19 protein-coding genes and 3 pseudogenes are annotated in these 20,449 nt (G+C 72.8%); 13 read left to right on the top strand and 9 right to left on the bottom strand.

Features of this window, described 5'->3' with window-relative positions:
• Window positions 1–88 precede the first annotated feature (88 nt).
• A complete protein-coding gene (locus CK485_RS12160; RefSeq protein ID WP_109449856.1) occupies window positions 89–2,362 on the top strand; it encodes a catalase in 2,274 nt (757 codons plus the stop codon).
• A gap of 181 nt (window positions 2,363–2,543) precedes the next feature.
• Here the strand turns inward: CK485_RS12160 and CK485_RS12155 are convergent, their stop codons facing one another.
• The 5 genes from CK485_RS12155 to CK485_RS12140 all read right to left on the bottom strand — a co-directional run bounded on the left by CK485_RS12155 (window position 2,544) and on the right by CK485_RS12140 (window position 4,789).
• Entirely contained in the window at window positions 2,544–2,783 is a 240-nt protein-coding gene (locus tag CK485_RS12155) for a DUF6480 family protein (RefSeq protein WP_109449854.1), read from the bottom strand.
• 89 nt (window positions 2,784–2,872) lie between these two features.
• Window positions 2,873–3,286: a DUF2795 domain-containing protein gene (locus CK485_RS12150; RefSeq protein WP_109449852.1), complete on the bottom strand. Its 414-nt coding sequence runs from the start codon at window positions 3,284–3,286 to the stop codon at window positions 2,873–2,875.
• Window positions 3,287–3,336: 50 nt separating this feature from the next.
• Window positions 3,337–3,498, bottom strand: a complete 162-nt coding sequence (locus CK485_RS28760) for a hypothetical protein (protein ID WP_158288208.1) — start codon at window positions 3,496–3,498, stop codon at window positions 3,337–3,339.
• Between the two features lie 76 nt (window positions 3,499–3,574).
• Complete coding sequence (locus tag CK485_RS12145) at window positions 3,575–4,159, bottom strand: hemerythrin domain-containing protein (protein ID WP_109449850.1); 585 nt, start codon at window positions 4,157–4,159, stop codon at window positions 3,575–3,577.
• 114 nt (window positions 4,160–4,273) lie between these two features.
• On the bottom strand, window positions 4,274–4,789 hold the full coding sequence (locus CK485_RS12140) for a DUF1360 domain-containing protein (protein WP_109449848.1): 516 nt from the start codon (window positions 4,787–4,789) through the stop codon (window positions 4,274–4,276).
• Between the two features lie 121 nt (window positions 4,790–4,910).
• On the opposite strand from CK485_RS12140, the pseudogene CK485_RS12135 reads away from it, so the two are divergent.
• From CK485_RS12135 to CK485_RS12120, 4 genes and pseudogenes are all read left to right on the top strand, one after another.
• Window positions 4,911–5,246, top strand: a pseudogene (locus CK485_RS12135) (glycosyltransferase family 9 protein); the annotation flags it as partial.
• Window positions 5,243–5,764 (top strand): annotated as a pseudogene (locus tag CK485_RS12130) (glycosyltransferase family 2 protein); the annotation flags it as partial. The pseudogenes CK485_RS12135 and CK485_RS12130, both read left to right, overlap by 4 nt.
• An 82-nt stretch (window positions 5,765–5,846) precedes the next feature.
• Window positions 5,847–6,374, top strand: a pseudogene (locus CK485_RS12125) (glycosyltransferase family 2 protein); the annotation flags it as partial.
• Window positions 6,375–6,645: 271 nt separating this feature from the next.
• Window positions 6,646–6,912, top strand: coding sequence for a chaplin (locus CK485_RS12120; RefSeq protein WP_109449846.1), 267 nt, complete (start codon window positions 6,646–6,648; stop codon window positions 6,910–6,912).
• Between the two features lie 675 nt (window positions 6,913–7,587).
• Here CK485_RS12120 and CK485_RS12110 read toward each other — a convergent pair.
• The gene (locus tag CK485_RS12110) at window positions 7,588–7,833 is read right to left on the bottom strand and encodes a winged helix-turn-helix transcriptional regulator (RefSeq protein ID WP_158288207.1); all 246 of its coding nucleotides are present in this window, start codon (window positions 7,831–7,833) and stop codon (window positions 7,588–7,590) included.
• Window positions 7,834–7,899: 66 nt separating this feature from the next.
• Here CK485_RS12110 and CK485_RS12105 point away from each other — a divergent pair, with 66 nt between their 5' ends.
• Genes CK485_RS12105 through CK485_RS12095 form a run of 3 tightly spaced genes read left to right on the top strand, consistent with a single transcriptional unit; the run spans window position 7,900 to window position 9,303 of the window.
• Window positions 7,900–8,079, top strand: a complete 180-nt coding sequence (locus tag CK485_RS12105) for a CopG family transcriptional regulator (protein ID WP_109449833.1) — start codon at window positions 7,900–7,902, stop codon at window positions 8,077–8,079.
• A 1-nt stretch (window position 8,080) separates the two neighbouring features.
• On the top strand, window positions 8,081–8,425 hold the full coding sequence (locus CK485_RS12100) for a glyoxalase (RefSeq protein WP_109449831.1): 345 nt from the start codon (window positions 8,081–8,083) through the stop codon (window positions 8,423–8,425).
• Window positions 8,426–8,445: 20 nt separating this feature from the next.
• Window positions 8,446–9,303: a class I SAM-dependent methyltransferase gene (locus CK485_RS12095; RefSeq protein ID WP_109449829.1), complete on the top strand. Its 858-nt coding sequence runs from the start codon at window positions 8,446–8,448 to the stop codon at window positions 9,301–9,303.
• A gap of 85 nt (window positions 9,304–9,388) precedes the next feature.
• Here the strand turns inward: CK485_RS12095 and CK485_RS12090 are convergent, their stop codons facing one another.
• Entirely contained in the window at window positions 9,389–9,877 is a 489-nt protein-coding gene (locus CK485_RS12090) for an OsmC family protein (RefSeq protein ID WP_109449827.1), read from the bottom strand.
• Between the two features lie 142 nt (window positions 9,878–10,019).
• Here CK485_RS12090 and CK485_RS12085 point away from each other — a divergent pair, with 142 nt between their 5' ends.
• Window positions 10,020–11,810 carry a hypothetical protein gene (locus CK485_RS12085; RefSeq protein WP_241968303.1) on the top strand — a complete coding sequence of 597 codons (1,791 nt, stop codon included), beginning with the start codon at window positions 10,020–10,022 and terminating at the stop codon, window positions 11,808–11,810.
• Here CK485_RS12085 and CK485_RS12080 read toward each other — a convergent pair.
• Entirely contained in the window at window positions 11,794–13,950 is a 2,157-nt protein-coding gene (locus tag CK485_RS12080) for a tetratricopeptide repeat protein (RefSeq protein WP_109449825.1), read from the bottom strand. The genes CK485_RS12085 and CK485_RS12080 overlap by 17 nt on opposite strands.
• Before the next feature lie 496 nt (window positions 13,951–14,446).
• Here CK485_RS12080 and CK485_RS12075 point away from each other — a divergent pair, with 496 nt between their 5' ends.
• A complete protein-coding gene (locus CK485_RS12075) occupies window positions 14,447–15,994 on the top strand; it encodes an AMP-binding protein (RefSeq protein WP_109449823.1) in 1,548 nt (515 codons plus the stop codon).
• Window positions 15,995–16,274: 280 nt separating this feature from the next.
• Here the strand turns inward: CK485_RS12075 and CK485_RS12070 are convergent, their stop codons facing one another.
• The gene (locus tag CK485_RS12070; RefSeq protein WP_158288206.1) at window positions 16,275–17,576 is read right to left on the bottom strand and encodes a low temperature requirement protein A; all 1,302 of its coding nucleotides are present in this window, start codon (window positions 17,574–17,576) and stop codon (window positions 16,275–16,277) included.
• A gap of 282 nt (window positions 17,577–17,858) precedes the next feature.
• On the opposite strand from CK485_RS12070, the gene CK485_RS12065 reads away from it, so the two are divergent.
• The 3 genes from CK485_RS12065 (at window position 17,859) to CK485_RS12055 (ending at window position 20,414) form a co-directional block, all read left to right on the top strand.
• Complete coding sequence (locus tag CK485_RS12065) at window positions 17,859–18,254, top strand: SAV_915 family protein (RefSeq protein ID WP_109449819.1); 396 nt, start codon at window positions 17,859–17,861, stop codon at window positions 18,252–18,254.
• Between the two features lie 13 nt (window positions 18,255–18,267).
• Window positions 18,268–19,611 (top strand): diaminopimelate decarboxylase, encoded by a 1,344-nt coding sequence (gene lysA, locus CK485_RS12060; RefSeq protein WP_109449817.1) that lies wholly within the window; start codon window positions 18,268–18,270, stop codon window positions 19,609–19,611.
• Between the two features lie 125 nt (window positions 19,612–19,736).
• A complete protein-coding gene (locus CK485_RS12055) occupies window positions 19,737–20,414 on the top strand; it encodes a rhomboid family intramembrane serine protease (RefSeq protein ID WP_146214526.1) in 678 nt (225 codons plus the stop codon).
• Window positions 20,415–20,449 lie beyond the last annotated feature (35 nt).

Below are 20,449 nucleotides of genomic sequence, written 5' to 3'. Positions count from 1 at the left end.
CTGAGTGACGTTGGCCCTTTCCCGTTTGGACCCGCCGAGCGCGGAGACCCATGTTGGCGTTGCTGTCCTACACAGGAGGAGATCACTCATGAACGACTCCAACCCGGTCAAGGCCGCGGCGGAAGCCGTCGCCGGCAAGCTGCGCGGTGACGCCGGGCCCCCGGAGGGAGTCCCGGGCAGGCCCTCGCCGGGCACTGCGACGGTGGAGGAGCCGACCGAGCCGACGGGCCCCCTGCCGCCGAAGCCGGACCAGAGCGGCCCGGACACGCTCAGCCCGACCGGGCAGGAGACCGGCGCGGACCAGGCCGACGTGGCCCAGAGCGGCGAATACCTCACCACCGCGCAGGGCGCGCGGCTGTACGACACCGACCACTCCCTCAAGGCCGGTGAACGCGGTCCGGTGCTGTTGCAGGATCACCATCTGCGGGAGAAGATCACCCATTTCGACCACGAGCGCATCCCCGAGCGGGTCGTCCACGCCCGCGGTGCGGCCGCGCACGGCGTCTTCGTCGGATACGGCACGGCCTCCAACGTCACCAAGGCGGCGTTCCTGGGCAAGGACGTGCGCACGCCGGTGTTCGTGCGGTTCTCCACCGTGCTGGGGTCCCGTGGTTCGTCGGACACCGTGCGGGACACCCGCGGGTTCGCCACGAAGTTCTACACCAGCGAGGGCGTCTTCGACCTGGTCGGCAACAACATCCCGGTCTTCTTCATCCAGGACGCCATCAAGTTCCCCGACATCATCCACGCAGGCAAGCCGCACCCGGACCGCGAGATCCCCCAGGCGCAGAGCGCGCACGACACGTTCTGGGACTTCGTGACCCTGCACACCGAGGCCACCCACCACACCTTGTGGAACATGTCGGACCGTGGCATCCCGCGCTCGTACCGCATGATGGAGGGCTTCGGCATCCACACCTTCCGGCTCGTCGACGCCGAGGGCGCCACGACGCTGGTGAAGTTCCACTGGAAGCCGAAGCTGGGCGTGCACTCCCTGGTGTGGGAGGAGGCGCAGATCATCAACGGCATGGATCCCGACTTCCACCGCCGTGACCTGGCCGACGCGATCGAGGCGGGCGCGTACCCGCAGTGGGAGCTCGGGATCCAGACCTTCCCCGACACCCCGGACCAGACGTTCGAGGGCATCGACCTGCTCGACCCGACGAACATCGTGCCCGAGGAGCTGGCGCCGGTGCAGCCCATCGGCCTGCTGACGCTGAACGCCAACCCGTCGAACTACTTCGCCGAGACGGAGCAGGTCGCCTTCCACCCCGGCCATCTCGTCCCCGGCATCGACATCACCGACGACCCGCTGCTGACCGGACGCCTGTTCTCCTACCTCGACACGCAGATCAGCCGCCTGGGCGGGCCGAACTTCGCCCAGATCCCGATCAACCGTACGCACGCGCCGGTCAACGACATGCTGCGCGACGGGATGCACCAGACCGCCGTGCACCGCGGTGTGGCACCGTACCGGCCCAACTCCCTCGACGGCGGCTGCCCGTTCCAGGCCGGCGCCGCCACCGGGGCGTACGTCGAGGCGCCGGTGGAGATCCCCGCCGCGACGAAGACCCGCAAGGCGCCGGCCTCGTTCGCGGACCACTTCAGCCAGGCGCGCCGCTTCTGGCTCAGCATGACCCCGCCGGAGCGGGAACACATCATCGCCGCGTACACCTTCGAGCTGAGCAAGTGCTACGAGCAGGCGATCAAGGAGCGCGCCCTGCGGGTGCTGGCCAACATCGACACCCAGCTGTGCGAGGAGGTCGCCGCGGGACTGGGTCTCCCGGCGCCCGAGGCGAGCGAGGCGCTCGCGTCCGTCGAGCCGAGCCCCGCGCTCTCCCAGATCGGTCGGAGCTGGCCGCTGGACGGGCGGATCGTGGGCATCGTGGCCGGTCCCGACAGCGACCTGGCCGCGATCCGTTCGCTGCGCGACGCCGTGCTGGAGGCGGACATGGTGCCGCTGGTGATCGCGCCGGTCGGCGGCGAACTCGGCGACGGCGACGACGCGGTCACCGTGCAGCGCACGTTCGCCGCCGCACGGTCGGTGGAGTTCGACACGGTGCTGCTGAGCGGTTCCGTCGCGCCGGGAAGTGACGCCCACGGGGCGCGCGACGCGAAGGCCGGGCACGCGCTGGGGGCGGGCCGGATCGACCCGCGGATCAGCCTGATGCTGTCGGAGGCGTTCCGCCACGGCAAGGCGCTCGGCGCGTGGGGCGACGGTGTGGAGGCGCTGCGGGCGGCCGGCATCCCGGTCGAGGCGCCGGGGGTGGTCACGGCCGAGGGCGCCGACGCCGTGCTGCGCCAGGTGAAGGAGTTGCTGGCTCTGCACCGCGTGTGGGACCGCTTTCCCGCCACGGTGTGACGCCGCGGCCTCGCTCCGCGGCGTGACGGTTGTCGCGACAGTTCCAAGAGACTCCCCGCCGCGGGCTCGACGAGCCCGCGGCGGGGAGGTTGAGTGCGGGACGGGCTCGGCAGCCCGTCCCGAACTCGGCTCGCCGGTTCTGGGCGGCGGGCCGTTCAACTGCCGCCCATGGCAGACGTGTTCACGTGACGGCAAGCACCACCGCCATCGCCACGAGCACCGCGACGACGAACACCACGACGATCCAGATCAGTGTCAGCGGCACACCCGCCCAGCCTCTGCGGAGCGCCTCGCGTTCCGGGGCGCCCAGGCCCGAGACCCCCGACTCGGCGGGCGGAGTCGCACCGGGGCGCATGGAGGTGTCCTCGGGGACGGCGATGCCTTCTTCCGGTCCCACGTGGGAGCGGTCTCGTTCGGTCATGGCTCTCCTTCGGGCCGGTGCCCCGCGTCAGAGCGGCTTCCGCGGGCCCTGCCAGGCTCGCGGTCCGTGTGACGCGCCGCGGTCCGGCCTCAGGTGCCGGGCTTCTCCGCGCCCAGGCCCAGGTCGCGGGAGACGCTCTGCACGTTGTCGTACTCCTTGTCGCCCGGCAGGGTCTCCGCCAGCCGGATCAACCGGTCGTCGGCGTGACCGTCGCGCAGCCTCGCCACGATCCCGGCACGGTCCGCGGGGAAGGCGGCCCTGCCGAGGGAGCGGGCCAGACTGGAGCGCGTCTCGACGCCTTCGGGGGTGATGCCACGCGGTGTCCCGCCGGTGCGCTGTGCTTCGGGAGAGGTGTCTGCGGACGGCTGGTCCTCTCCGGAGGGCTGGAGCTCGTACGGCTCCTCCACGCGGGTCTGCCTGGACGCGCGCAGCTGGTTCGCCATCTCCTTCTTGACCTCGTCGTCCCGCACCGGACCCGTCTTGTCACGGCCGTGCGTCGTCATGGCGTCCTCCCGATCTCCTGGTGTCGTGAGCGGCCAGGGTGCGCTCGCCGTCAGTTCTCGCCGCGGACGATGTTCGGCTCGCCCTTCTCGGTGGCGGCCGACCAGTCGATCGACGGCACGCGGGCCGCTCCGACACGTGCGACGAGGGTCTGCCGCGGGTCGGACTCACGCGGGGTCTCGACGGTCTTGCCACGTCCTGCCAGGTCTCCCATGTCCTCTCTCTCCTTCGCCGCCCCGCGTCGGCGGGACGGTCACATCGGCCGGAGCGCCTCGGCGGCGCCCGGCGCGTCACGGCAGGTGTTCCCTCACCGCGCGGACAGCGTCCCGGGTACGGTCGGCCAGACCGGCCAGAGGGCCGGCAGCCGCCTTCTTCGGGACGGAGTCCAGTCCCGGGTGCGGCCGGGTCGGGGCGAGCATCTCGGCCGCCCGGGTGGCCTTGGCCATGGCTTGCAACGCGGCCGGGCCCGCCATGTCGTGGAGCAGGGGGAACTCCTCGTCCTCCTCGGCCGCCGCGTGGTCCAGCAGGTCACGGCGCAGAGCCCGGAACCGTTCCGCGAATCCGGCGTCGTCCGGATCCATGGCCACCAGTGCGTCGAGCGCACGTGTGGCGTCGTCCTCCTCGGCCGTCCGGCGCGCCGCCACCCGCTCCCCGTCGCCGCCGGAGCGCCGCAGGTACGTGTGGTCGATCTCCTGCTCGGCGGTCTCGTGGACGACCAGCAGGTGGGTGAGCCGTTCGAAGGACTCACGGCGGCGGTCGGCCGGTCCGTCGGCCACCTGGTCGAGCAGGTCGCGGATCTGGCCGTGCTGTTTTCGCAGCAGGAGGACGACGTCGTTGCTCTCCGGCATGGTGCCGACCGTGTGACCCTCTGTCATCCTCTGTCACCACTTCCCGTGCCACCGGCTTCTCCCGACGACACCAGGCGGGTACCCCCGAAGCGCGAGCCGACTCCCCCGGCCGGGGGTTCGATGGCATCGGCAGCGCGTCGGTCACTCCCCCGCCGCGTGCTGGAGCCGTACGCGGACGAAGTGCAGCAGGTCGGAGGCGGCGTCGGCGGTGAGGGTGGCCGCCGCGAGCCGGGTCACCCGGGGTGCGAGGACGAGCCCTGCGGACAGCGCCGTGGCGACCCACAGCCCGACGCAGAACGGGCAGGTCACCAGCTCGCCGAGCGCCTTGCGCAGCCCGGATCCCCGGACGTCCTCGGCGAGCTCCGAGGGGCCGCTGGTGCCCTCGAAACGGGTGAACGGCGCGCGCAGCGGGCTGGTGACCGGGTCCTTGGACAGCAGCCGGGAGAGCCGGTGCGTGGCGCCCGCGCACAGCAGGACGTCCCACGGGCCCGGCTGGGGCACCGGCAGCCGCTTGGCACGGACCACGGCGGTCACACCACCCACGGCGGTGGCGTACACGGCCATGAGCGCCGCGTAGTGGGCCACCGGGTGCCCCGACTCGCCCGCGTACTCGTCCAGGGTGTCGCTGACGGGGTTGCCGCTGTCGCTGGTGGGCATCGCTCATCCTCCGTGGTCGGCGTCGAGCACCCGACGGGCGCCTGCCGGGCGTCCCCGCGCGGGAGGTCCGGACGCCTCCGGGTTCCCCGCGCCGACCGGCTCATGCCTGCGCCACGCGGACGTGCCGTTCGCCGACCTGGCCGCACTCGTGGCATCGGCCCGGTGCGTGGTGGCCGGGGACACCGGCCTGCCCCATCTCGCCACGGCGCTCGGCGCTCCGTCGGTCGTGCTCTTCGGCCCGGTGTCACCCCTGTTGTGGGGTCCGCCCGGCCACCCACGCCACCGCGCGGTGTGGCACGGCGACCCGCACGGCGCGGCGCGCCCCGGCGACGCGCACGGCGAGAGCCTGGACGAACGGCTCTCGCGCGTCACGGTGGAGGAGGTGCTGCGGGCCGTTCGGGAGGCGCGCGCGTACGCGAACCGTCGCGACGACGAGCCAACGGAGGTGCCCAGGTGACGGCCGGAGAGCACGCGGAGTCGAAAGGCGGCGCGGGCGGCCGCGTCGGCATCGTCGTCATCACGCATAACCGCCGCGATTGCGTCGTCGCCACCGTGGGCCGCCTGCGCGCACTGCCGGAACGCCCCCGGATCGTGGTCTGCGACAACGCCTCCGGCGACGGCACGACCGCGGCGTTGCGCACCGCCCACCCCGAGGTCCGCGTCCTGCGTCTACCGCGCAACGAGGGCGCGGTGGCCCGCAACGCGGGGGCGGAGGCGCTGGACACGCCCTATGTGGCGTTCAGTGACGACGACTCGTGGTGGCAGCCGGGCGCGCTCACCGCGGCGGCCCGGGCCTTCGACGCCCACCCGCGCCTGGGGCTGCTGGCCGCCGAGACGCGGGTCGGCCCGGACGGCGAACCCGACCCGCTCAACCTGCTGCTGGCCGGCTCGGCTCTGGGCACCCGCCCGGACCTGCCGGGCCCTTCGGTGCTGGGGTTCCTGGCGTGCGCGAGTGTGGTGCGCCGCGGCGCGTTCCGTCGTCCGAGTCCGCGGCCGCCCCGGCTCCCGGTCCGTGGCGGGCACGGAACCACCGGCGGCCTGCGGCCCGGTGCCGTACGAGGACCCGGTCGTCGCCGAACTGCGCGAGTCGCCGTTGCCCCGGCCCGCGTGGTTGCCGGGCCCGGCGCTGGGGTCCTTCCTCGCGGGAGCGACCGTGATGCGCACCGCCGCCTTCCGCGCGGCGGGCGGGTTCTCCCCGCGGCTCTGGCTGGGCGGGGAGGAGGAGCTGCTGGCCACCGACCTGCGCGCCGGAGGGTGGTGGCTGGTGTACGACGAGACGCTGACGGTGCACCACCGCCCGTCCCGGCAGCGGGAACCGAGGCGGCGCCGAGCGCAGGGCATCCGCAACACCCTGTGGTTCACCTGGTCGCGCCGCTCGCTCACCGGTGCCCTGCGCCGTACGGCGGCCATGATGGCGGGCGTGCCGAAGGACATCACTTCCGCGCGGGCCTTCGGCGAGGCGCTCGGCGGGCTCCCCTGGGTGCCGCGGGAGAGGCGGCGGATCCCGGGGCACGTCGAGGAAGGGCTGCGTTTGCTGGAGGGACCGCAGCGGGCTTCCCGGGCACGGCGGTACGTCGACGGCTGAGCGGCAGATGCGCTGCGGGGGGGGGCGGCCCACCACCGCCACCCTTGACCAACAGGCCGACAATCGGCTGATCCCAATGCAGCAGCCCCGCCTCTGGCCTGCGGTTATGCCGTCCTGCCGCCCGAGACGGACGCTCAACGGGCCCGCATATGTCACCGCCTTACGCCGTCCGGTGGTATCGGCGATGGAACGCGTGTCATCGGGGCCGTTGAGACGTTTGCCTCGATGTGGCCGCAGCGGCGGCCGCGGAACGACAAGAGGAGAACTTTCCATGCGCACTGCCAAGAAGGCCGCCCTCGTCATCCTGGCGGCCGGCGTCGCCGCGGGCGCGTCCGCCACGACGGCGTCGGCGAACGACCACCACCACGCCCACGGCTGCAGCAGCGTCGCGGCGGCCAAGGCCGCCATGTCGCCGGGCGTCATCTCGGGCAACGCCATCCAGGTCCCGCTCAACGTCCCGATCAACCTGGTCGGCAACACCGTCAACGTCATCGGCATCCTCAACCCGGCGTTCGGCAACAGCGGCGTCTGCAACTGACGTAGCAAGGCCGTTCGCGGGGAGGCGGCGAACTCCCGTGCTACGGCGGGGCATTGTTCCGGCCGGTGGTTCGCACCGGCATCGCGGCGGAGCCTCCCGGCCCACGATCGCCGTCCGCAGCGTGAACAGCGGTGGCGGCCGCCTCGACATCGGGGGCGGCCGCCATCATTCGGCGACGTCGGCGACCGGGCCGACGGACGCGTCGGCCTCAGGCTAGGATCCGGGCCACCAACTCGGGCCTCCACTGAACGTATTCGACTTGGGCACCGTCGGCGTGCCGGGCGTACAGGAAGGAGCCCGTCGGCCCCTCAAGCGGGCCCGACGGTGACCTCGGCGCCGTGCGAGGTGAGCATCACCTGAAACTCTCCCAGGTAGCTCACGACGACGGTCGCGGACGCCTCGCGAAGCCGTGCGGCGGCTTGCGGGGCGCCCGCGATCACCAGGAAGGCGCCGATAGCGCCAGTTACACCTCGCCGAACGGGAGCCGCAGGCGGGGCTCCGGCCAGCGCGACCGCGGAGGCAACACCTTGTCCAGGCCCTCGCTCCTCAGGCGCGCGTGGATCTTGAGAGTGCCCGTTCCGGACTCCCCTGATTGGGGTCGGTTCTTCGCGACACCGCAAGAAGGGCGCGGTTGCCCCGGAGGCGGTGTCCGCTGAAGCTCGCGCCCGGCCCCGGTCAGGCAGTATTCCCCCGCGGGGGCACGGTGGCGTACGCGGTGCGGTCGACGATTCCGTCCCGCTCCCGATTGCACAGAGTCTGCGCGAGCATCTTCTGACTGCCCCCGGCCACCCGCGATTTGACCTGGCCGAACCGCAGCGTTGCTGCGACCAGGGCGTCGGCGACGAGGAGCGGCCACTTGGTGGCGACGTACGCGCGAACCGAGTGGGCGAGCGCGCCGGCGCCCTCGGAAATCTCTGGCACGACGCCCCCCAAGGTCACGTCGACCCCTCCACGGCATCTAGCTTGCTAGAATGCTAGCATTCTCATGTGAGCGATGAGGGAGTCAAGCAGTTCAACGTGTACCTGCCGGTCGGGTTGATCAAGCAGGTCAAGTTCCGCGCCATCGAGTCGGGCATGTCGTTGTCGGCGCTCGTCGCTGACGCGTTGCGCGCCTACCTCGACGACGCCCACGGGGGCGGACAGCAATCGGCCAATAAGGAGAACTGACATGACCACCGAAGGCATCGAGGCCGTCTTCCTGACCACGCACAACTGGGGCAAGGCAGCGAAGTTCTTCCAGGAACTGGGCTACGAGCTGGAGTTCGCGACGGACCACGACTCCGGTCAGCTGCGCAACGGCGACGGTCCGTACGTGTTCATCGCCGAGGTCCCGAAAGACCAGGAGCCGCAGACGCGGATCGTGCTCAAGGCGCCGGAGACGGACGCGTTCCGTCCCGACCCTGTCGTCGAGGTGGTCACGCCGTTCGAGGACACCCATTACGGGACCAGGGAGATGACCGTCCGCGACCCCGACGGGCGCCTGTGGACCCTCCAGGCTCCCGCCGAGAGCTGACCTCGGCGAACGGGGACACCATGACACACGAGCAGTTGGAACCACCGGACAACACCGCGGTGCGCACCGCCCTCTGGCGGGCGATGCACCTCCAGGTCGACCCGCCCCCGTACGTGATCGTGGACGAGGTCGGCCTGCGGCTGGCGGACCCGGGCGAGGGGTGGCGCGACCGCCCGGACATGGCCCCGGGAGCCACCAGAGGGTTCAGGGCCGCCATCGTCGCGCGCGCCCGCTTCGTCGAGGACCTGGTCGCCGAGCAGGCCGGGCAGGGCGTGGACCAGTACGTCATCGTGGGGGCGGGGCTGGACACCTTCGCCCAGCGCGAGCCCGAACTCGCCTCACTTCTACGGGTCTTCGAGGTCGACCAGCCCGGCACCCAGGCGTGGAAGCGGCGCCGCCTGGTCGAGCTCGGCTACGGCGTCCCCGACCGGCTGCGTCTGGTGCCGGTCGACTTCGAAGCCGGCCAGGACTGGCTGGAGAAGCTGGTCGCCGCCGGATTCGATCCCGGCCGCCCGGCGGTCATCGCGTCCACCGGCGTCACCATGTACCTCACCAAGGAGGCCACCTCCGCCACGCTGCGCCGGAGCGCGGGGCTGGCCCCCGGCTCGACGCTCGCCATGACCTTCCTTCTGCCGACCGAGCTGGTGGACAGCGCCGACCGACGCGGACTGCGGACGAGCGAGGAAGGCGCACGAGCGTCCGGAACACCGTTCATCAGCTTCTACACACCGCGGGAGATGCTGGCCCTGGCGCGTGAGGCCGGCTTCGAGGACGCCCGGCACGTACCGGGCGCCTCGCTCGCCGAGCGCTACTTCGCCGACCGGACCGACGGCCTCCGCCCGTCCAGCGGTGAGGACTTCCTGCTCGCCACCACCTGAGCCAGTTGCTCGCCCGACGTCGCACACCACGCCGCCACCGTGCGCCGCGCGGCCTGCCCGCACGTCAGGACCCCAGGCGTGTCGCTCAGGCGTCCTCGGCGTTCAGGGCGTGGACGGACGGCTCGTGGCGGATGGGGAAGGCGACCGAGCGGGCGATGAAGCACACCGCGTGCACCTCCCCGTGCAGAGCCTGCGCCTTGTCCGTCATGACCGGGTCCGCCACCGTGACCTCGGGGCGCAGGACGACCTCCGTGATGCGGCCGCCGCCCCCGGAGTCGTCCATCGTCATCACACCGCGGGCGTGGTCCTCGTAGTCGACGACGACCACGCCCCCGGTGGCGCACAGGTGGAGGTACCAGAGCATGTGGCACTGGGCGACCGAGGCGACAAGCAGTTCCTCGGGGTTCCAGCGCGCGGGGTCGCCGCGGAAGGCAGGGTCGGCGGAGGCGGCGATCGGGGACTTCCCGGCGGCGAGGATCTCGTGGTCACGACCGTAGGCGCGGTAGCCGGCCGTGCCCGGGCCGAGGTTGCCGGTCCACTCGATCGCGACGTCGTACGTGTGCGTGTCGGCCATGTCCCCACCCTAGGTGGCTGGGCGCGGCACCCTCCCGGCGGGCTGCCGGTGGCCTGGTAGCCGCTGCCCCGGCCGTCACCTCGTGGTGCGCTAGGGTGATCGGCCGAACGCGCGATGAGTCGGCCGGCACGAGGAGGGGTCCGTGACCCGAGCGGGGTTCGGGTGGCTCCGGGTGCCGGTCGGGGACGAGGCGGCGCGGTGGGCCACGCGGGGCCTGTGCCGACGCGTTCTCCTCGTGGTGCACAACGTCACGTCGGCGACGCGCCTGCTGGACGTACTGCCGTTGTTCCGGGACGACTTCCGCATTCAGCTGCTCGCCACGTGCACGGGGTCCTCGCCCTTCCAGGGCGGTGTCGGCGAGTTGCTGGCCGCCGTGGGGGTACCGGTCCTTCCGTGGGAGCAGGCGCTCGACACACCGGTCGATCTGGCGATCTCGGCGAGCCTCGGGGGTCAACTCCACGCTTTGCGGGGCAAGTTGGCGGTGCTTTCGCATGGGATCGGATACAATAAAAGGCTGGCGCCGCCGGAACGCCGGAACGCCGGAACGCCGGAACGCCGGAACGCCGGAACGCCGGAACGCCGGAACGCCGGAACGCCGGAACGCCGGAACGCCGGAACGCCGGTCTTCGGGCTTTCGCCTGACTGGGTGCTCACCCCCGAAGGCGTCCCCGTGGCGGACGCGTTCGTCCTCTCCCATCCGGAGCAACTGGACCGCCTGCGCGCGGCCTGCCCCGAGGCGGCTCCGGCGGCCCTGCTCGCCGGGGACCCGTGCTACGACCGCATGCTGGCCGCGCGTTGCCACCGCGACCGCTTCCGCCGGGCACTCGGGGTCCACGACGGCCAGCGCCTGGTGGTGCTGAACTCGACCTGGAATCCCGAATCGCTCTTCGGCGACGGTGGCGCCGAGGACCTGCTGCCGGTACTCCTTCCCCGCCTGGTCTCCGAACTCCCGTTGGACGAATACCGGTTGGCCGCCGTCCTGCACCCCAACATCTGGCAGGGACACGGCCCGGGCCAGGTCCGCGCCTGGACGGACCGGGCGCGGCGCGCCGGACTGGCGCTGGTGGACCCGATCGAAGGCTGGCGGCAGGCCCTGATCGCGGCCGACGTGGTGATCGGCGACTTCGGCAGCGTCTCGTACTACGCGGCCGCACTCGGCACGCCCGTGCTGGTCGGGACCACCTCACACGACGCGCTCGACGAGGGCTCCCCCGTGGCCGCGTTCGTGCGCCAGGCGCCGCGACTCGACCCGTACGGGCCCCTGGAGAAGCAGGTGTCCGCGCTGCTCGCCTCCCACACGCCACCGCGTTGGCCGGCCGAGTTCACCACGTCGGCGCCGGGTGGGTCGGCGGCGCTGCTGCGCCGCGCCTTCTACGCGCTGATCGGCATCGACGAACCCGCCGGCCCGGCGGTGCTGGACCCGCTGCCGTTGCCACCGTACGAGCCGCGGGTGTGCACGGCGCCGGTGCGGGTGGTCACGCGGGTGGCGGCGACGAACGAGGTCGTGGTGACCCGGTACGCCGATCCGCGCCACGAGCCCGACGGCGCCGGCGGGTACGTTCACACGGCGGTCCACGAGGACGCACTCGATCCCGGGGTGCTTTCCCACGCGGACGTGATCTGGCGTCACGGCGACCGCGACGACCCCCGGTTGGGAAGGCCGGAGGCGTGGGCGGCGCGGACGCTCACGCGGTTTCCGCACTGCTCGGTCGCGGCGTACCTGACCGGTCCCGCCGAGTGCGTGGTGCGGACCCGGGACGGTGCGACACTCTGGCTCACCGGGGCGCCGGGCGCCGCCGATCCCGCCGCGTGGGTCTGCGCGCTGCACGGCAGCCTGTCCGAGGGCCGTACGGTGCGGGACCTGGCGGCGGACGGGCTCGTCGTCGTGACGGGCCCGGCCGCGCACACCGTGTCGGTCAGCCTCCCGCGCTGACGCATGCCGCGCGCTGCGCCCTGAGCCGGTCGACGTGGTAGTCGGCGCGTTGCGCGGCGAGGGCGGCGATCGCCTCGTCGAGGAGGGGGACGGCCGCCCGGTAGTCCTCGGCGTCGATCTCGATCTCGGCGAGGTCGGTCAGCGTCCGTCCGGCGTTGTACGGGTCTCGGCCGTCGCCCCGGAAGTACTCCAGCGCTTCGCGGCCCAGATCGCGTGCTTCCTGGCGGCGGCCGAGACCGCGCAGGGCGCGGCCCCGGTGGCGTCGCAGCAGGGCGCAGGCCCGGGGCAGGTCCGCGTGCCCCTCGTCGTCAGGGCCGACGCCGTCGAGGGTGGCGGCCGCCTCCTCGAACAGGCCGAGGGCGTCCTCGTGGCGCCACTGCCGTAACCGCAGCAGGCCGAGGGTTTCCAGCGCCGTCGCCCGGCCGCGCAGGTGGCCCGCGGCGCTCTCCGCCCGGGCCGCGGTGCGCAGTTCACCGGCTGCCGCGTCGTACTCCTGGCGTTCCATCAGCGCCAGGGCCAGCTGGGTGTGCAGGCGTCCGGCGACCCGGGAGTCCGGGTCCAGGCCGTCGGCGGCCCGGACCCCGACGCGAAGGGCGGGCAGGACCTGGTCGTGGCGGCCGGCTCGCAACTGGGCGGCCCACATCGCTTCGCACAACTGCCAGGCGGTGGCCGGGTCCTCCAACTCCTCCGCGGCCCGCACCGCTTCGACCAGGACGTCGAGCACCTCGACCAGGTCCGTGAGCGCGGCGCTCTGGTCTTCGCCATACGGTCCCGGCGGCAGGATGGTGTAGAGCGGTCCCAGCCACCAGCGGTCGGGGTGGGCGGCGCGGTCCGCGGTGACGGCGAACTCCAGCAGCCACTTCGTCATCCTGCGCACGGCTCCCGCGCAAGCCGCGACGCCTTCCTCGCGCAGTGCGAGCCCTTCGGCGTGCCGTCGCACGCTGGGCCGGTAGGCGTAGCGGACGCCGTCGGTGGTGTCCAGCAGCCGGTGGCCGGCGAGTTGGGACAGGAAGTCGGCGGCTTCGGTCTGCGGGACGTTCAGCGCGGCACCCGCCGGCCCCGCGGTGATCCACGGCCACGGCCGCCCCGCGAGCAGCCGGTAGGCGCGGGCGCTCGCGGGCGGCAGGCCGCGGTAGACGTCGTGAACGGCGGCCCGTACCGGATCGCGGTCGGCGTCGTCCGTGTCACCCTCCCCCGCAGTCCCGAACTGCTGCGCTGCCGGGGGCAGTTCGGCCAGCCGGGGTGCCAACGCTCGCAGCGCGAAGGGCGAACCGGCGCAGCGGGCGAGCGCCGAGGGCAGCACGGCGCGGGCGGCCGTGACGGCGGGCTTGCCGGCGACGCCGGTCAGCAGGCGCAGCGCGTCGCGTTCGGTCAGCGGGCCGAGCGGCACGGCGGCCAGGTCCAGTCCGGCCAGCGGTCTGCGGGCCACCACCACGGTGAACACGCCCGGCGCGGCGGTCAGGAGGGGCTTGACCTGCGCCGCGGAGTGGGCGTGGTCCAGGACGACCAGCAGCCGCCTGCTCGCGACTTCCGCGCGGAACCGCTCGGCGCGGTCGGCCGTCGCCGGTGGGATCTCGGCGTCGGCGACGCCCAGCTTGCGCAGGAAGTGGGCGAGCACGGAGGCCGCGTCCCGGGTGGTGTCCGGTGAGGTGCCGCGCAGGTCCGCGTACAGTCTGCCGTCGGGGAAGCGGCTCGGCTCCCGCCAACCCCACTGGACGGCGAGCGCGCTGGTGCCGATGCCCGAGGGACCGTGCAGCAGGACGGCGCGCGGTGTGCCGTCGAACGCGCGGTCGTACTCCTGGTCCAGCGTCTTGAGGGGATGCTTGCGGTCGGTGAAGAACCGGTCGGCGAACGGCAGCAGTTGGGGGACGCCCGCGCCGGGGCTGCTGCGGGGGACGCCGCCGGCGAAGACCGCCCAGGCTGCGGCGAGCGTGGGTTCGCGGCGGATGCCGTCGAGGACGACGCGCGCGACGGCCGCACGCTGATCGGCGTCGGTGGGTGCCTGCACCTCGCGGCCCGCGATGCGGCGGATCAGGACGCCCGCGGACTCCCATGCGGCCTTGCCGGCCTCGTTGGCCAGGCCGCCGCCCACTGCCCCGAGCACCGTGGTGATCGCCGTCAGCGATGCAGGGTCCACCATGTGCCGCCCCCACTCCTCGAACCGGTCCGTCGGCCGCGGGCCCGCCCACCGCTTCCCGCGCGACGTCCACCGTATCGGCAACGGCGGTGCGTCCGCCGCGCGTCCGGCCGGGCCGCGGCGATCCGACGTCTTCACGGCACCACCCGGCCGAACCCGCCCTCCGGCTCGGTGCGACAGCCCGCGGTCACACGTCCTCGTACGCGCGGACCGTGCGCGCTGATCCGTACGTGCTGAAACAGGCCGCTCGGCCGGATGACCTGCGTTCGAACCCGGAACCGGACAGTTTCCGTGGGGCCCTGAGCCGCGTCCTGGACACCCCGGGGCGGATGGACCGGCGCCATAGTTGGCCTGTACATCATTCCCGTCGGCCGGAACGGCTGGCTTGATCTTTTCCCCCGCCCCCGGGTGACGACGAAGCGATTTGTCGTCACAGAGCGGCCACAGGCATCGTGTTCGATTGCCCGAGGCAATCTATCGACCGAGGCAGGAGCCCCCGATGTCCGACGACGCCGACGATTTCCGCACCTACGTGGAGGAGACTCTCGACGCCCTGGAGGCGGAACCGGGGCGGGAGGCGCTGGTCCACGAAGGGCGGCGGATCACCGCGGGCGAGTTCCGTGATCTGGTCCACCGGATGGCGCGTGCGCTGCGGGGCAGGGGCCTCGGGCGCGGTCACACCGTGACGCTGCTGTGCGGGAACCTTCCGGAGACCATCGCTGCCCGCTACGCGGCGAACCTCGTGGGGTGCCGGGTCAACCACCTTTACAACAAGCTGTCGGCGGAGGTCCAGGCGGCCATCGTGCGTGACGTGGAGACGCGCGCGCTGATCGTCGACCCGCGGTACGCGGAGCGCGCGGCCGAGGTGACGGAGCAGGCGCCGGTCGCCGACGTCCTCGTGCTCGGGACCGCGAAGAACGGGACGGATCTGCTGGAGCTGGCCTCGCAGGAGTCCGCGGAACCGCTGACCGGGATCGCCGAGCCGGACGACATCTGCATCATCCGCCACACCGGCGGCACCACCGGCCACCCCAAGGGCATCTGCACCACCTTCGCGCACATGGGCGCCTGGCGCGGCCGGCTCGGTGAGACCCGTGAGGGGCGGCACCGGCAGCTGGTGTGCACCACGCTCGCCCACGCGGCGGGCTTCCTCGCCGACACCACGTTGCAGTCCGGTGGCGTCGTGGTGTTGCTGGAGGACTTCGACGCCGCCTCGGCGCTGGCGACGATCGAGCGCGAGCGCATCACCCACCTCTTCCTCCTGCCGCCGCTGCTCTACCAGTTGATGGACCACCCGGACGCGGCGACCACCGACACCTCCAGCCTCGTCAGCGTGGTGTACGGCGGCTGCCAGGCGTCACCCACCCGGATCGCCGACGCGGTGCGCAGGTTCGGGCCGGTGCTGACGCAGTTCTACGGGCAGAACGAGGCTGGTGGCATCAGCGTGCTGCCCGCCGACGAGCACGACCCGGACCGCCCGGAGCGGTTGCGTTCCGCCGGGCGGGTGCTGGAGGGCGTGGAGGTGGCCGTCCGCGACCCGTCCGGACGCGACCTGCCGACCGGTGAGCACGGCGAGATCTGTGTGCGTTCGTCGCAGATCATGGCCGGTTACTGGAAGCAGCCCGAGCTGACCGCCGAGGTGCTGCGGGACGGCTGGCTTCACACGGGGGACGTCGGCTACCTGGACGACGAGGGCTACCTGACGATCGTCGACCGGCTCAAGGACATGATCGTGGTGGTCGGCGGGCACGTGTACACCACGGAGTTGGAGGACCTGATCAACGCTCATCCGCAGGTGCGGCAGAGCGCCGTCTTCGGGGTCCGGGACGCCGATCACATGGAACGGGTGCACGCCGCCGTGGTCCGCGTGCCGGGCACGGAGCTCGACGCCGAGGGTCTGCGGGCGTGGGTACGTGCCGAGCGCGGCGCGATGTACGAACCGGCCCGGGTGACCTTCCTGGACGCCCTTCCGCTCACGGACGCGGGCAAGCCGGACAAGAAGGAGCTGCGGCGCCGGGACGAGGCGGCCGCGCGTACCGTGTCCTGACAGGGCGCGCGTACCGTGTCCTGAGAGGGTCGGGCCGTCCCGTACGCCGACGGCCTTGTGACTCGTGGGGCCTGGGCTCGGACCCCGCGAGGGCGCGGCCGGGCGGTCCGTCTTGTCGGCACAGACCGCCCGGCCAGTCGCCCAACCCGGTTGGGCCAAGGCATCGTTGAGGCTGCTTGGCCCTGCGATCGCCTCTGGTCGGCTGCCCCGCTGTCGCGCAGGAGGAAGCGCCGGCTCAACGCGGACGAGTTCGGGCCGTCACGCCGTCGACGCGGCGCCGTCACCACCACGGGAGACCCGCGCGCGCCTGGCGCAGGCCCTCCGTGCTGACCAGGACGACCAGCAGGCCCGCCACGAAGGCCAGCGCCGCGAGCGCGCTCACCTCGTGGGCCACCGGCAGGAACGCCAGGCACAGCACGGCTGCCGCCAGTTGGAGTGCGGAGGGCGCACGGGTGCTCAGCCACTGGATCGCGGGCCCCGCCGCCAGGTACGCGCACACGCCCCCGTACAGCGCGATCAGGGCGCTCCACGGCAGCGGTGCGTGCAGGTCGGGGTGGTCGGGGGTGTGCTGCAGCACGTCGATGACCTGCTCCAGGCCGCGGGCGATGTAGACCACTCCGGCGATCAGGAGGAAGTGGAGCAGCCCGTAGGCCCTGCGGGCGAAGCGGGTGCGGTCGACGCCGTGCAGCACCCGCAGCCGCGCGGCGGCCGGTGGTCCGACGAAGTCGAAGTAGAGCCACCACAGGCACACCGCCAGCACGATGCAGTACAGGCCGGTCTCGATCACGGGCAGGCTGAGCGCGATGTGCCGGCCCGCCTGGTTCACCGAGACACCGTCGCCCACCGAGATCAGCAGCTCCCCGATGGCGATGATGAGGATCAGCCCGTGCCGTTCCGTGAAGTGCGCGGCGTTCGGCACCGGCCAGCCGCGGTCCGCCGCGACGAGCCGTGGCATCAGCCAGTCCGCCGCGGCGGCCAGCGTCCACAGCACGAGTTGCGAGGTGCCCGCCAGCTCCGCGCCGACCAGCAGGGCAGCGCTGGTGGCGGCCATGCGTACCGCGGATCGCCTTACGTAGGACAGGAGTTGGGGGTCGTCCTCGGCGATGTGGAACGCGAGCAGGCAGTAGACGACGCGGTTGGCGATGATGCCGTACACGAACACCAGCGGCGCGTACAGGCCTCCCGGAGCGTCGCTCCACGCTTCGCGGATGGCCAGCGCCGTGATGAACATCGCCGCCATTCCGGCGGTGAAGCCCATCTTGACCACGGCGGTGTCGCCCCGCGCCTGGTTGCCCAGCACGGCGTAGGCGGCCCACACCCACCACAGCAGCGTGAGGACGACCAGGCCCTGACCGAGTTGGGCCGTGCTCTGGTGGTGGACCAGGAATGACGAGATCTGCGAGAACGCGAAGACGAAGACCAGGTCGAAGAGCAGCTCGATGGAGGTGGCCCGGTGACCCGCGAGGCGGCGGTCCGCGGGCACGGCCCGGTCGGCCCCGCCGCCGTCACCGGGACCGCGCCCATGCTCCCCGAGGCCGCCGCCATCGCGGCCGACTCCGCCGCGCCCACTGCCCTCGCTCACCGACACACGGGCGAGAATAGGACATAGACCCCCATGGACCGGCGTTACGGACACTCCACGGTGACGACACGTCACACGGTGAGGAGGCTGGACACTGGGCGGTCGGAGTGCCGCGACGCGGCCTGCTCCCTGCCGTCTCCGTCGCGTCAAAGCCGTGCCGCGTGGCGTCAACGTCGCGTCAGAGGGCGCGGCACCGTGCGGACCAGCGGGAATAGCGTCAGTGGTGTGGCCGGGGCACACCGTCACGGCCCGCGCACACCACCTTCCGCGAGGAGAAAGCCCATGACCGAGCATCTGTGCGGCGACGACCCGGAGCCTTCCGAACGCGTCCCGGCCGGGCGGCTGTACGTGCCCGTCCGGCCGGGGCCCGCCGGCTGCGCCGCCCGTCTGTTCCGCACGCCGCTGGGCCGCCGTACCGCGGTCGGCTTCACCACGCGCGGGAGGCTCGCCGGCACTCTCGGCTCCGGGCAGGCGTACGTCACCCTCGCCGAGCCCGCGCTGCGCGCCCTGGCCGAGCCGCTCGGCGTGACGCAGGTCGTCGTCGACCCCCGGCTCTCGGCGCCGCCGACCGCCGCCGCGCACTCCTTCTGGCGGGACTGGGATCCCCGCATGGTCGGTGTCATCCGTGTCACCGGGGCCGCGGCGCTGATCGACGCCGTCGCGTTGTGGATCGGCTGAGGAGGGACTGGCGATGCGTGTTCAGTTGGTGGAGGGCCGCACCGAAGAGCGCTTGGAGGACGACGAGTTGGACCTCTGGCCGGCCTCCGCCCGTTCGGCACCGCACGGCGGCCTCAGCGTGGGCGGCGTCCAGCTCGCCGAGATCGCCGAGCAGTTCGGCACGCCCGCCTACGTCCTGGACGAGTCCGAGGTACGGGCCCGCTGCCGGCGCTACCGCGCGGTGTTCCGGGGCGCGGAGGTCGCCTACGCGGCGAAGGCGTTCCTGTGCCGGGCGATGGTGCGCTGGATCGACGAGGAGGGGCTGTCGCTGGACGTGTGCTCGGCCGGAGAGCTCGAACTCGCCGTCACCAGCGGCTTCCCGCCCGAGCGCGTCATCATGCACGGCAACGCCAAGAGCCCCGGTGACCTGCGCGCCGCGCTACGGCTCGGGGTCGGCCGGATCGTCGTGGACAGCACGAGCGAGATCGCCCGGCTGGCCGCCGAAGTACCGCAGGGCAGTCGCCAGAAGGTGCTGCTGCGCGTCACGCCGGGGATCGCGGCCGGCGGACATGCCGCGGTCCGCACCGGCACCGCCGACCAGAAGTTCGGCGTGCCCATCGCGGACGGCGCCGCGTCGCACGCCGCGGCCCGCATCCTGGGCCAGCCCCGGCTGCTCCTGACCGGTCTCCACTGCCACCTGGGCTCGCAGATCGACGCGGTCAAGCCGTACCTGCTGGCCGCCCGCCGGGTGGTGGGGCTGCTGGCCCGCATCAGGGAGCAGCACGGGGTGATTTTGCCCGAGCTGGACCTCGGCGGCGGCCATTCCATCGCCTACCGGCCAGATGAACGGCCGCTCGACGTGGCGGTGTTGGCGTCCCGTCTGAGTGCGGAGGTGCACCGCGGCTGCGCCGCCGCCGGTCTGCCCGTGCCACGTCTGACGGTGGAGCCCGGCCGCGCGATCGCGGGTCCGGCGGGGGTGGCGCTGTATCGTGTGCTGGCGGTCAAGCACAGCGGCAAGCGGGTCTTCGTGGCGGTCGACGGCGGGATGAGCGACAACCCCAGGCCCGCGCTGTACGGGGTCAGGTACGCGCCCCGGCTGGTCGGGCGCCCCCGCGGCGGCCGGACGATGACGGCGACCGTGGTGGGCCGGCACTGCGAGGCGGGCGACGTGATCGCGGACGACGTCAGGCTTCCCGCCGACACCCGTCCCGGCGACCTGATGGCGGTACCTGCGGCCGGCGCCTACCACCTGTCGATGGCATCGGCCTACAACCTCGTCGGCCGGCCGCCCGTGGTCGCCATCCGCGACGGTCGTACCCGGCTGCTGGTGCGGCGCGAGTCGCTCGCGGACCTCAGCATGCGCGACGTCGGGCTCTGAGCGAACGGGAAGCCGGGCCTTCCCGCATCCCGAGCCGCCGCCCGCCGCAATACGGTTGCAGGCGCGCCGCGTTCAGTGAAGTCTGTGGTGGGGGTCACCGCTTCTGGCAGGCTGGGAGCATGAGCATGAGTACGGGAACTGTGCTTCTCTACGCCTGCGCCGCGGCCGTCGTCGTCCCTGGCATGCGCGTCCTGGTGGCGGCGACGGCCCCCGCCGAGCAGGTCGCCGGTCCTCAACTGGTCCGCCGGATCTGGCAGCGCCCGCTGCCGGTCGTCGCCTCGGTCCTGGTGGCCCTCATGACGGCGATGGCCGTCGTGCAGACCATCGCGCCCGCCGTCCTGCACCACCTGGAGCGGGTCCCCGACGGGCCGTGGTGGCGGGCGCCGTCCGCCTTGCTGGTGGAATCGTCGGGATGGATCCAGATCCTGTTCAACCTGGCCGCGCTGATCGCGGTGGCCCCGGTGGCCGAGCGGTTGTTCGGGCCGGTGCGCATGCTCGTCGTCTACCTGGTGAGCGGGATCGCCGCGCAGGCCGTGAGCCTGGCGAGCTGGAGCAAGCACGGCGCGGGCAACTCGGTGGCCATCTGCGGCCTGGTCGGCGCCCTGGCCGTCGTCTACGCCCTGCGCGGGCCCGACCCGGCGCTGCGCAAGCTGGCACTGCTGGTGCCGCTCGCCGGGATCGTGCTGTGCGCGATCACCAACAACCACGGTGTGGGCGTCGTGGTGGGTTGCGTGCTCGGCGTGGGGCTGGCCCTGTGGGAGGGCGCGGTCGACCTGGAGGCCTGGTCCACGGCGCAGCCCTGAGGGCCGGGACGGCCGCGTCGCGGTGCCGGGACGGC

This window comes from Streptomyces sp. ICBB 8177, from assembly GCF_003144095.1.
Lineage (GTDB): Bacteria > Actinomycetota > Actinomycetes > Streptomycetales > Streptomycetaceae > Streptantibioticus_D.
Note: the sequence above shows the minus strand (reverse complement) of the source record. Positions and strands in the feature narration are given on the sequence as shown.

Excerpts from the sequence above, each read along its gene's own strand:
- CK485_RS12155 (WP_109449854.1), bottom strand. The coding sequence starts at position 2,783 with ATGACCGAACGAGACCGCTCCCACGTGGGACCGGAAGAAGGCATCGCC.
- CK485_RS12140 (WP_109449848.1), bottom strand. The coding sequence starts at position 4,789 with ATGCCCACCAGCGACAGCGGCAACCCCGTCAGCGACACCCTGGACGAG.
- CK485_RS12150 (WP_109449852.1), bottom strand. The coding sequence starts at position 3,286 with ATGACGACGCACGGCCGTGACAAGACGGGTCCGGTGCGGGACGACGAG.
- CK485_RS12090 (WP_109449827.1), bottom strand. The coding sequence starts at position 9,877 with ATGGCCGACACGCACACGTACGACGTCGCGATCGAGTGGACCGGCAAC.
- CK485_RS12055 (WP_146214526.1), top strand. The coding sequence starts at position 19,737 with ATGAGTACGGGAACTGTGCTTCTCTACGCCTGCGCCGCGGCCGTCGTC.
- CK485_RS12065 (WP_109449819.1), top strand. The coding sequence starts at position 17,859 with ATGACCGAGCATCTGTGCGGCGACGACCCGGAGCCTTCCGAACGCGTC.
- CK485_RS12080 (WP_109449825.1), bottom strand. The coding sequence starts at position 13,950 with ATGGTGGACCCTGCATCGCTGACGGCGATCACCACGGTGCTCGGGGCA.
- CK485_RS12100 (WP_109449831.1), top strand. The coding sequence starts at position 8,081 with ATGACCACCGAAGGCATCGAGGCCGTCTTCCTGACCACGCACAACTGG.
- lysA (WP_109449817.1), top strand. The coding sequence starts at position 18,268 with ATGCGTGTTCAGTTGGTGGAGGGCCGCACCGAAGAGCGCTTGGAGGAC.
- CK485_RS12095 (WP_109449829.1), top strand. The coding sequence starts at position 8,446 with ATGACACACGAGCAGTTGGAACCACCGGACAACACCGCGGTGCGCACC.
- CK485_RS12120 (WP_109449846.1), top strand. The coding sequence starts at position 6,646 with ATGCGCACTGCCAAGAAGGCCGCCCTCGTCATCCTGGCGGCCGGCGTC.
- CK485_RS12160 (WP_109449856.1), top strand. The coding sequence starts at position 89 with ATGAACGACTCCAACCCGGTCAAGGCCGCGGCGGAAGCCGTCGCCGGC.
- CK485_RS12145 (WP_109449850.1), bottom strand. The coding sequence starts at position 4,159 with ATGACAGAGGGTCACACGGTCGGCACCATGCCGGAGAGCAACGACGTC.
- CK485_RS28760 (WP_158288208.1), bottom strand. The coding sequence starts at position 3,498 with ATGGGAGACCTGGCAGGACGTGGCAAGACCGTCGAGACCCCGCGTGAG.
- CK485_RS12075 (WP_109449823.1), top strand. The coding sequence starts at position 14,447 with ATGTCCGACGACGCCGACGATTTCCGCACCTACGTGGAGGAGACTCTC.